Origin of the sequence: Floccifex sp., from assembly GCF_051873555.1 — a bacterium.
Classification (GTDB): domain Bacteria; phylum Bacillota_I; class Bacilli_A; order Erysipelotrichales; family Erysipelotrichaceae; genus Floccifex.
Genome location: NZ_JBJEEY010000026.1, coordinates 1 through 3,232, shown reverse-complemented (window position 1 = coordinate 3,232; position 3,232 = coordinate 1). Strand labels below are relative to the sequence as shown.

Sequence of the window (3,232 nt, the reverse complement as noted above, 5' to 3'; positions counted from 1 at the left end):
TTTCAGTGAGTTTGCACCATTTTTTATTTTCAACCTCTAAAGTCAGGTTATTTTACTCTTTTGAACCTCAAAAAACTAATAAATATGTGCTTTTCCAAAAATATATTTTATTTCTAATTCCAATACATTGGTTGTATTCAACATGCGATCATGATAAGGATGGTTGGTTCCTTGAATCAAAGTCAACAATACTTCTTTTTTCAATTCTCTATCTTCAATTTTTCTCAGAATCCCAAAAACTGAAACACTTCTATGATTATGTGTTCCAATATCTGTATTGATGCCTAAATTCTGTATAAAATTTAAAGTAACTTTTTCATTAATAAAATTTAATTTATAGCCTTTGCATCCACAATGAAAAAAATACGATTCTGATATAAAACATGGTTAATTCCGATAACATGTGGAAAACCATCAGTATTCATGCAAAGCGTTCCATAATCCAATTCTCGAATCACTTTCCAACATTCATCCAATGAAATCATTTTTTCTGGATTATGTGTCTTTGCCACTGGTAACTCACATTGACTATATTCAACACAACCCTTTTCCTTGTTTCCATCTTTGACCAATGTGAAATCATCAAACTCAAACAAAACCTCTTTTCGATCCATATTTTTCTCCTATTTTATGAAATGCCTGTAATAAAAATGGCATACTGACTATGTTGATAATAACATAGAATCTATGTATGTAACCAATTTTCACAATATAAAATAAATTTGGTAAAAATAAAATAGCTAAGATAAAACAAGTGATCATAGAAATGACCAATAGTTTTCGAATATTTGTCATTGGTTTACAAACTCGAATTAAAACAAATAGCGCATTGCTTCCTGCTAAGATTGTACAAATTGTAGAAAACTGATCATCACTCATTGAAAAAAATTGACGAAATATAAAACAACAAATTATGCTGATAATCAAACACAAAGATCCGGGTATGGCTTTAGAAATCACATTTTTTAAAAAGCTTCCTTTTATTCTTGTTTCATTGGGCTCTAATGTCAATATAAAACTGGGAATTCCTGTCGCTAAAGCCGATACCAATGTTAATTGAATCGGATAAAATGGATATTGTTTAAATAAAAATAATGTTAATATAGCCAATCCAATGGAATAGAATGTTTTTACTAAAAATAAAGAAGCACTTCTTTGAATATTATGAATTACCATTCTTCCTTGTCTTAAAATTTCCGGTAAAGCCTCAAATTGATTGTCTAATAAAACCAAAGAAGCTACACTTTTACTTGCCTGACTTCCATTTCCCATCGCAATGGAACAATCCGCTTCTTTTAAAGCCATGACATCATTAACACCATCCCCTGTCATAGCTACAATATGTCCTTTTTCTTTTAAAGCACAAATCATTTCTTTTTTCTGATTCGGTGATACACGTCCAAAAATTGTATATTCATCTATAACAGAAGACACATCTTCTATATTTTTCATATCAATATATTTCCCTTGTATTCCGGCTTTTTTTGCTAAGGCATATACAGTTAAAGGATTGTCTCCAGAAATAACTTTTAAAGAAACATCCTGGTTTTTAAAATATTCTATAGTTTCTTTCACATCGTTTCTTAATTCATCTTCTAAACAAATATAAGCCAGTACTTCGGTAGAATACAAAACCAATACACGCATAGCTTGTTTTGTATAAAATTCAATTTTTTTTAAAACAATTGGATCTAAATCGGATTCAATGAATTCATAAGCCCCTAATTTATATTCACCTTGTTCAAATTGAACACATGAATATTTTCGAGAACTCGAAAAAGGAATAAAATTTAGTACTTTATAATTTGATTTCTTTCCTGTAACTTCTTTAATAGCTTGAATCGTAAAAGAAGAATCATTTAGTACATTCATCATATTGGCTAATATTTCTGTTACATCTACTTTTGAATCAATACAACATACTTTTAATTTACCAGTTGTAAGTGTACCTGTTTTATCAAAACACAATGTATCTACTCGAGATAAAGTTTCAATACAATATAATTCCTGTACTAAAACATTTTGTTTAGCTAAGCGATAAGCACTTAGAGCCAAAGCTATACTGGTTAGAATTACAAGACCTTCGGGTATCATACCCACTACTGCGGCTACAGTGGATAAAATAGATTCTTTATAGCCATATAAATCGTATTGCACAACAAATAAAATGAATCCTAGAGGAAAGATTAAAAAGGTACACCATTTGATAATGGTATTTATAGAATCTCTTAGCATGGATGGATAACGTTTATATCTTTTAACATCTTTTAAAATAGAATAGGAAAACGTATCTTGCGCAACTTGTTCCACAATCATTTTAGCTTGTCCAGCTACTACAAAGGTTCCTGCATATACTTTATCTTCTTTTCCTTTTAAAATGGATTCACTTTCGCCTGTCAACATAGATTCATCACATTCAATATTACCTTGTACAATACTTCCATCACAAAGAATCTGATCACCAGTATTTAAAAATACAATATCTCCTTCAACTATTTCTTGTGCCTGTATTGAATGTATTTTAGAATCCCTTAATACATTTACTTTATTTTGATGCAATAAAGCCAATTGATCCAATAAATGCTTTGATTTGATTTCCTGAAATAAGCCAATTATCGCATTTATAGTGACTGTCACCATAAACAACATATTTTGATAAGAATGTGTAAGAAATACAAGAATAGCTAAGAATAAATTAATTCCATTGAATAGAGTCAATAAATGTTGAAATAAAATTTCTTTATAAGTTTTCGATACTTGATATTGTATTTGATTGGATTTATGATTTGATATTTCTTGAGAAGATAAACCTGTTTCAATGTTTGTTTTCATATATATTTTTTATCGCATTTTATAAAAAATGAAAAGGAATAAACACAAAAAAATTGCCGGAATTATTTCCGGCAGCTATTTTTCATTTAAAACATTTTGAACATATTCAACACTTTGTTCCAGTACTTTTGCGATAAATTGTATATCACAATTATTTTTATACATTGTTTTAATATTTTCTTTCATTGTATTCAAAGAACCAATTTTTTCTCCCTTTTCAAGACCAATTTCTATACCTTCTAATCTGGCATTTTCGACTTTCTGGGCACGATCCATTTCATATCTTTCTTCTTCTAATTTCTTCAGCCATTCCTTTTCATTTTGACTGATCGTATTTGCACATTCCATCATATAGAATATCCCCTTTTCTCTTTGTTTGATCAATTCTATTTTATCATGA

4 protein-coding genes are annotated in these 3,232 nt (G+C 29.1%); all 4 read right to left on the bottom strand.

The window, feature by feature from the left end:
• Positions 1-75: 75 nt before the first annotated feature.
• Positions 76-204, bottom strand: a complete 129-nt coding sequence (locus ACI32A_RS01745; protein ID WP_439753298.1) for a hypothetical protein — start codon at positions 202-204, stop codon at positions 76-78.
• A gap of 125 nt (positions 205-329) precedes the next feature.
• On the bottom strand, positions 330-614 hold the full coding sequence (locus ACI32A_RS01740; RefSeq protein WP_439753297.1) for a hypothetical protein: 285 nt from the start codon (positions 612-614) through the stop codon (positions 330-332).
• A complete protein-coding gene (locus ACI32A_RS01735; RefSeq protein ID WP_439753296.1) occupies positions 589-2,832 on the bottom strand; it encodes an HAD-IC family P-type ATPase in 2,244 nt (747 codons plus the stop codon). Before ACI32A_RS01735 ends, ACI32A_RS01740 begins: the two co-directional genes overlap by 26 nt.
• A gap of 75 nt (positions 2,833-2,907) precedes the next feature.
• A partial coding sequence (locus tag ACI32A_RS01730) for a hypothetical protein (protein WP_439753295.1) occupies positions 2,908-3,232 on the bottom strand: 325 nt, incomplete at its 5' end.

Excerpts from the sequence above, each read along its gene's own strand:
- ACI32A_RS01740 (WP_439753297.1), bottom strand. The coding sequence starts at position 614 with ATGGATCGAAAAGAGGTTTTGTTTGAGTTTGATGATTTCACATTGGTC.
- ACI32A_RS01735 (WP_439753296.1), bottom strand. The coding sequence starts at position 2,832 with ATGAAAACAAACATTGAAACAGGTTTATCTTCTCAAGAAATATCAAAT.